At 66.6% G+C, this 6,797-nt stretch carries 7 protein-coding genes; 6 read left to right on the top strand and 1 reads right to left on the bottom strand.

Annotation, left to right across the window (positions count from 1 at the left end):
• Window positions 1-21: 21 nt before the first annotated feature.
• The 5 genes from ACOJVU_RS12280 to coaE all read left to right on the top strand — a co-directional run bounded on the left by ACOJVU_RS12280 (window position 22) and on the right by coaE (window position 4,352).
• Window positions 22-453: a DMT family transporter gene (locus tag ACOJVU_RS12280; RefSeq protein ID WP_421530021.1), complete on the top strand. Its 432-nt coding sequence runs from the start codon at window positions 22-24 to the stop codon at window positions 451-453.
• A gap of 246 nt (window positions 454-699) precedes the next feature.
• On the top strand, window positions 700-927 hold the full coding sequence (locus tag ACOJVU_RS12285; protein ID WP_421530022.1) for a type II toxin-antitoxin system VapB family antitoxin: 228 nt from the start codon (window positions 700-702) through the stop codon (window positions 925-927).
• Entirely contained in the window at window positions 924-1,316 is a 393-nt protein-coding gene (locus ACOJVU_RS12290) for a PIN domain-containing protein (RefSeq protein ID WP_421530032.1), read from the top strand. The genes ACOJVU_RS12285 and ACOJVU_RS12290 overlap by 4 nt, the downstream gene beginning before the upstream one ends.
• Window positions 1,317-1,649: 333 nt before the next feature.
• Window positions 1,650-3,095 (top strand): 30S ribosomal protein S1, encoded by a 1,446-nt coding sequence (rpsA, locus tag ACOJVU_RS12295; RefSeq protein ID WP_421530033.1) that lies wholly within the window; start codon window positions 1,650-1,652, stop codon window positions 3,093-3,095.
• A 12-nt stretch (window positions 3,096-3,107) separates the two neighbouring features.
• Complete coding sequence (coaE, locus tag ACOJVU_RS12300) at window positions 3,108-4,352, top strand: dephospho-CoA kinase (protein WP_421530023.1); 1,245 nt, start codon at window positions 3,108-3,110, stop codon at window positions 4,350-4,352.
• A gap of 27 nt (window positions 4,353-4,379) precedes the next feature.
• Here coaE and ACOJVU_RS12305 read toward each other — a convergent pair whose 3' ends face one another.
• Window positions 4,380-4,826, bottom strand: coding sequence for a DUF402 domain-containing protein (locus ACOJVU_RS12305; RefSeq protein ID WP_421530034.1), 447 nt, complete (start codon window positions 4,824-4,826; stop codon window positions 4,380-4,382).
• A gap of 181 nt (window positions 4,827-5,007) precedes the next feature.
• On the opposite strand from ACOJVU_RS12305, the gene uvrB reads away from it, so the two are divergent.
• On the top strand, window positions 5,008-6,797 hold a 1,790-nt coding region (uvrB, locus tag ACOJVU_RS12310), incomplete at its 3' end, for an excinuclease ABC subunit UvrB (protein WP_421530024.1).

The raw sequence follows: 6,797 nt of genomic DNA on the forward strand, positions 1-6,797 counted from the left end.
AGCCCCCTGAACCCGATCTGGATGATTCCGCTCATCGTTCTCGGCGGCGCGTTGCAGACCTGCGGCGCCGCCATGAACGGGCAGCTTTTCAAGCATCTCATCAACCCGTGGCTGGCCTCGGCGGTGTCGTTCGCGGTGATCACGGTCTTCTTCGTGGCGGCGTTCCTGATCATGCGCAGGCCGCTGCCGAGCGCCGAGGACGTCGCGTCGATGCCCTGGTGGGCGGTCATCGGCGGGCTCGTCGGTGCCGTCCAGGTCTACGCGGGCCTCACGCTGGTCAACAGGGTCGGGGCCGGAACGTTCATGGGCATCACGGTCACGTCGGCGCTCATCATGTCCTTGGTTGTCGACCATTTCGGCTGGCTGCGGCTCGATCCCCACCCCATCAACCTCTGGCGGGCTGTCGGGGGCGCGCTCATGGTGTGCGGGGTCGTCCTGATCGCCAGGTTCTGACGAGGATCGCGCAGTCGTGGTGCGGGTATTCACCCGCACCGAACTCGCCGGCAAAATTGTCGGTGTCGTAGCCGATACTGCTCACAGTTGACCGGCTCACAGCGACGAGGAGGTGCACCACCGGTGAAGGATGGCCGTTGGGTCCAGATCGGGGCGTGCGGGCCCGCGGTGTCCCACGCCGGACGGAGCCTGAAGTCTGACGGGGATCACCGCTATATGTACATATGATTTGATAATATGTACATTATGTCGGTAAAAAGGACCACAATCGAGCTTGACGAAGATCTCGTAGAAGCCGCCCAGGCCATCACCGGGGAAACCTTGCGGGCAACTGTCGAGCGCGCACTCCGTCAATTGGTGACCCGGGCCGAGGAGTCCGCGGCGGCGAGGCGCGGACGGATCGTCGAGCACATCGCGCACGCCGGCAAGCACATAGACGTCGATGTGCTGCTGTCGGATGAGGCATGGCGATGACGACGTGGATTCTCGACAAGAGTGCTCACGTGCGACTCCTCGCCGGCGAGACGCCACCAGCGGGCATTGATCTAGCCGACCTCGCTATCTGTGATATCGGTGAACTCGAATGGTTGTATTCGGCCCGGTCGGCGACAGACTACGACAACCAGCAGACGTCGTTGCGTGCCTACCATGTGCTTCGCGCGCCCGCGGACATCTTCGAGCGAGTTCGCCGGCTTCAGCGCGACCTAGCCCACCACCGCGGCATGTGGCACCGAACGCCGATCCCCGACCTCTTTATCGCCGAAACTGCAATCCACCACGAGGTCGGCGTGTTGCACCGGGACCGCGACTACAAGCGGATAGCGGCTGTTCGGCCAGGCTTCCAAGTACTGGAGCTGTCGTGACTTGCCAAGCAGGATTGAATCCTCAAGGCCATCGTGCCGCGCATCACCTACCGCGTCGAGCGTCAATTGCTTGCCAGCTTTCGCCCTGCCAGCGCGGGGCGGCGGCCGCCACGTCGTATCAGGAGCCCTGCACGGGGCGGGCAAGTACCGCCGCTGATCAGCGACTCGATGTAGCGCCCGGGGGATCACTGCCAAGAGGACGGCACCAGATGCGCCCCTGACCTAATGCGGGCACTAACCGGTTTGTCCAGCGTGCGCCCTGTCGAGTAGCCTCGTGGAGGTAAAATTGCGATTTTGTCCCTACGACCCAACCTGTCCGGAGCAACCCACCACATGCCGAGTCCCGCCGTCACCTCGCCGCAAGTAGCCGTCAACGACATAGGCTCCAGCGAGGATTTTCTCGCCGCCATCGACAAAACGATCAAGTACTTCAACGATGGCGACATCGTCGAAGGCACCATTGTCAAAGTTGACCGGGACGAGGTCCTCCTCGACATCGGCTACAAGACCGAGGGCGTGATCCCCGCCCGCGAGCTCTCCATCAAGCACGACGTCGACCCCAGCGAGGTCGTTTCCGTCGGCGACGAGGTCGAGGCCCTGGTTCTCACCAAGGAGGACAAAGAGGGCCGGCTGATCCTGTCCAAGAAGCGCGCGCAGTACGAGCGCGCCTGGGGCACCATCGAGGCGCTAAAGGAGAAGGACGAGGCCGTCAAGGGCACCGTCATCGAGGTCGTCAAGGGCGGCCTGATCCTCGACATCGGGCTGCGCGGCTTCCTGCCCGCCTCGCTGGTCGAGATGCGCCGAGTCCGCGATCTGCAGCCCTACATCGGCAAGGAGATCGAGGCCAAGATCATCGAGCTGGACAAGAACCGCAACAACGTGGTGCTGTCGCGGCGGGCCTGGCTCGAGCAGACCCAGTCCGAGGTGCGCAGCGAATTCCTCAACGCGCTGCAGAAGGGCACCATCCGCAAGGGTGTGGTCTCTTCCATCGTCAACTTCGGCGCGTTCGTCGACCTCGGCGGTGTCGACGGTCTGGTGCACGTCTCCGAACTGTCCTGGAAGCACATCGACCACCCGTCGGAGGTGGTCCAGGTCGGCGACGAGGTCACCGTCGAGGTGCTCGACGTCGACATGGACCGCGAGCGGGTTTCGTTGTCGCTCAAGGCGACCCAAGAAGACCCGTGGCGCCACTTCGCCCGCACCCACGCCATCGGTCAGATCGTGCCGGGCAAGGTCACCAAGCTGGTGCCGTTCGGCGCGTTCGTCCGCGTCGAGGAGGGCATCGAGGGCCTGGTGCACATCTCCGAGCTGGCCGAGCGCCATGTCGAGGTGCCCGACCAGGTGGTCTCCGTCGGCGACGACGCGATGGTCAAGGTCATCGACATCGACCTGGACCGCCGTCGGATCTCGTTGTCGCTCAAACAGGCCAACGAGGATTACACCGAGGAATTCGACCCGGCGAAGTACGGCATGGCCGACAGCTACGACGAGCAGGGCAACTACATCTTCCCGGAGGGCTTCGACGCCGACACCAACGAGTGGCTCGAGGGATTCGACAAGCAACGCGCCGAGTGGGAGGCCCGCTACGCCGAGGCCGAGCGCCAGCACAAGATGCACACCGCGCAGATGGAGAAGTTCGCCGCGGCCGAGGAGGCCGGTCACGCCGGTGGCGACCAGTCGCCGGGCACCGATACGTCCTCGGCGAAGTCCGCTGGCGGGTCGCTGGCCAGCGACGCCCAGTTGGCCGCCCTGCGGGAAAAGCTCGCCGGCAACGCCTGACAGCGCTCGCTGATGCTGCGCATCGGGTTGACTGGCGGCATCGGCGCCGGCAAGTCGGCGCTGTCCGCCACGTTCGCCCAGTGCGGCGCGGTCATCGTCGACGGGGACGTGATCGCGCGCGAGGTGGTCGAACCTGGCACCGAAGGCCTGGCCGACCTCGTCGCCGCATTCGGGGCGGACATCCTGCTGCCCGACGGCGCACTGGACCGCCCGGCCTTAGCTGCCAAGGCTTTTCGTGACGACGACGCGCGCACGACACTCAACGGGATCGTGCACCCGCTGGTCGCCAGGCGGCGCGCGGAGATCATTGCGGGGGTGGCGGATGCTTCCGGTGACGTTGTTGTCATCGAGGACATACCGCTGCTGGTGGAATCCGGGATGGCCCCGCTGTTCCCGCTGGTCGTCGTGGTGCACGCGGACGTCGAGGTGCGGGTGCGGCGGCTGGTGGAGCAGCGCGGCATGGCCGAACAGGACGCCCGCGCCCGGATCGCCGCGCAGGCCGACGACGAGCAGCGCCGCGCGGTCGCCGATGTCTGGCTGGACAACTCCGGCAATCCGGCGGACCTGAAGCGACGGGCTCGCGACGTCTGGAATGACCGGATCCTGCCGTTCGCCCACAACCTGACCGCGCGCCGAACCGTGCGCGCCCCCGCGCGGTTGGTACCGGCCGACCCGACGTGGCCGGAACAGGCTCGGCGGATCGCCAACCGCCTGAAGACCACGTGCGGCCACAAGGCGTTGCGGGTCGACCACGTCGGGTCCACGGTGTTGTCCGGGGATCCCGCCTGGTACGCCACGGACGTCATCGACATGCAGATCACCGTCGAGTCGCTCGCGGTGGCCGACGAGCTCGCCGTGCCGTTGTTGTCTGCCGGCTACCCGCGCATCGAGGACATCACCGGCGACGTTCCGCGGGCCGAGGCCCGCAGCACCATGGAGTGTTTCGATCACAGCGACGATCCGGCGTTGTGGCAGAAGCGGATTCACGCCTCGGCCGATCCCGGCCGGCCGACCACCGTGCACATCCGGGTGGACGGCTGGCCTGGACAGCAGTTCGCCCTGCTGTTCGCCGACTGGCTGGTGGCCGACCCCGGGGTGCGCGAGGAGTACCTGGGCGTCACGCGTGCGGCCGACAACAGCGCGCACGGGGACGTCGCGCGCTACGCCGACGCCATGCAGCCCTGGCTCTTCGACGCCTACCCGCGGGCATGGGAGTGGGCCGAGGGTGTCGGCTGGCGGCCTCGATCCGGGCGCTAGTGGTCCTGGCGGTGCTGCGCGGAGAAGTCATCGTGAACGCCCGCGCCAGGTGAGGCGCATGCCTTTGCCGGCCACCCAGCGGGACAGGTCATAGCCGTTGCGGGCCAGCCCGTCGACTGCGTCCACCGCGTGTCGCACCGCCCGCTCGGCGGCCTCCGGGCTCAGCAGGCCATGGCGGACCGCGTCGAGCAGTTCGTCGACATCGAGCAGCGCGGCCCGCGCCCCGGTGCGGACCTCGATGTCGAGGTAGTGGTCCTCGCAATGCCACACCTGCGGGCCGGGGACGCAGTCGCCCACGTCGAGGTAGTAGTCCTGGTCGCGTTCGTAGCCGGGATTGAAGTGGAACACGGTGGCGCGCAGCCCCAGTGACGGCAGCAGCCATGACTCCAGGTAGGAGAACTGGGCCCGGCCCGGGGTGGGCCGGGCGACATACAGGCCCCACGGGTGCACCGCGTACTCGTCGACGGCCCGCACCATGCCCTTGGGGTCGGTGTTGGTGCGGGCGATCAGGTCGAACGTCTCGTGCTTGGGCGCGTGGATGGTTTGACCCTAACGGTCCGCGGCACGAGCTGATCATTGGACCGGACCAGCGACGGGACAGCCGGTCCGCGGATCGCGGCGGCCAGATGTCGGTGGGTCGCTCTACCCTGGTCATATGGCTTTTGCTACCGAGCACCCGGTCGTCGCGCACTCGCAATACCGTGCGGTCGAGGACGTGGTGCGCAGCGGGGCGCGCTTCGAGGTGGTCAGTCCGCATGAACCGGCCGGCGATCAGCCGGCGGCCATCAACGAGCTGGAACGGCGCATCCGGGCCGGCGAACGCGACGTGGTGCTGCTCGGCGCCACCGGCACGGGTAAATCGGCAACCACCGCCTGGCTCATCGAGCGGCTGCAGCGGCCCACCCTGGTGATGGCGCCGAACAAGACGCTGGCCGCGCAGCTCGCCAACGAGCTGCGAGAGATGTTTCCGCACAACGCTGTCGAGTACTTTGTGTCGTACTACGACTACTACCAGCCGGAGGCCTACATCGCGCAGACCGACACCTACATCGAGAAGGACAGCTCCATCAACGACGACGTCGAGCGGTTGCGGCACTCCGCGACGTCGTCGCTGCTGTCGCGACGCGACGTGGTGGTGGTGGCGTCGGTGTCGTGCATCTATGGCCTGGGGACGCCGCAGTCCTACCTGGACCGCTCCGTGGAACTGGAGGTCGGCACCGAGGTGGCCCGCGACGCCCTGCTGCGGCTGCTGGTCGACGTCCAGTACACCCGCAACGACCTGTCGTTCACCCGTGGCTCGTTCCGGGTGCGGGGCGACACGATGGAGATCATCCCGTCCTACGAGGAGCTGGCGGTCCGGGTCGAATTCTTCGGCGACGAGATCGAGGCGCTGTACTACCTGCATCCGCTGACCGGTGAGGTGATCCGCCAGGTCGACTCGTTGCGCATCTTCCCGGCCACCCACTATGTGGCCGGTCCCGAGCGGATGTCCCAGGCGATCCGCACCATCGAGGAGGAGCTCGCCGAGCGGCTCGCCGAGCTGGAAGGGCAGGGCAAGCTGCTGGAGGCCCAGCGGCTGCGGATGCGCACCAACTACGACATCGAGATGATGCGCCAGGTCGGTTTCTGCTCCGGAATCGAGAACTACTCCCGCCATATCGACGGCCGGCCGGCGGGTTCGGCGCCGGCGACGCTACTGGACTACTTCCCGGAGGACTTCCTGCTCGTCATCGACGAGTCGCACGTCACCGTGCCGCAGATCGGCGGCATGTACGAGGGCGACATGTCCCGCAAGCGAAATCTGGTGGAATACGGGTTCCGGTTGCCCTCCGCAGTCGACAATCGACCGCTGACCTGGGAGGAGTTCGCCGGCCGGATCGGGCAGACGGTGTACCTGTCGGCGACGCCCGGCCCCTACGAGCTGAGTCAGTCCGGCGGCGAGTTCGTCGAGCAGGTGATCCGCCCCACCGGCCTGGTGGACCCCAAGGTGGTGGTCAAGCCGACCAAGGGCCAGATCGACGACCTCATCGGCGAGATCCGCAAACGCACCGACGCCGACCAGCGGGTGCTGGTGACCACCCTGACCAAAAAGATGGCCGAGGACCTCACCGATTATCTGCTCGAGATGGGCATCCGGGTGCGCTACCTGCACTCCGAGGTCGACACGTTGCGCCGCGTCGAACTGCTGCGCCAGCTGCGGTTGGGCGAATACGACGTGCTGGTGGGCATCAACCTTCTCCGCGAGGGCCTGGACCTGCCGGAGGTGGCGCTGGTGGCGATCCTCGACGCCGACAAGGAGGGGTTTCTGCGCTCGTCGCGCAGCCTGATCCAGACGATCGGGCGCGCCGCCCGCAACGTCTCCGGGGAAGTGCACATGTATGCCGACACCATCACCGATTCGATGAAAGAGGCCATCGACGAGACCGAGCGGCGGCGGGCCAAACA

Source organism: Mycobacterium sp. THU-M104 (assembly GCF_049197365.1).
Lineage (GTDB): Bacteria > Actinomycetota > Actinomycetes > Mycobacteriales > Mycobacteriaceae > Mycobacterium.

Excerpts from the sequence above, each read along its gene's own strand:
- ACOJVU_RS12280 (WP_421530021.1), top strand. The coding sequence starts at position 22 with ATGATTCCGCTCATCGTTCTCGGCGGCGCGTTGCAGACCTGCGGCGCC.
- rpsA (WP_421530033.1), top strand. The coding sequence starts at position 1,650 with ATGCCGAGTCCCGCCGTCACCTCGCCGCAAGTAGCCGTCAACGACATA.
- coaE (WP_421530023.1), top strand. The coding sequence starts at position 3,108 with ATGCTGCGCATCGGGTTGACTGGCGGCATCGGCGCCGGCAAGTCGGCG.
- ACOJVU_RS12290 (WP_421530032.1), top strand. The coding sequence starts at position 924 with ATGACGACGTGGATTCTCGACAAGAGTGCTCACGTGCGACTCCTCGCC.
- ACOJVU_RS12285 (WP_421530022.1), top strand. The coding sequence starts at position 700 with ATGTCGGTAAAAAGGACCACAATCGAGCTTGACGAAGATCTCGTAGAA.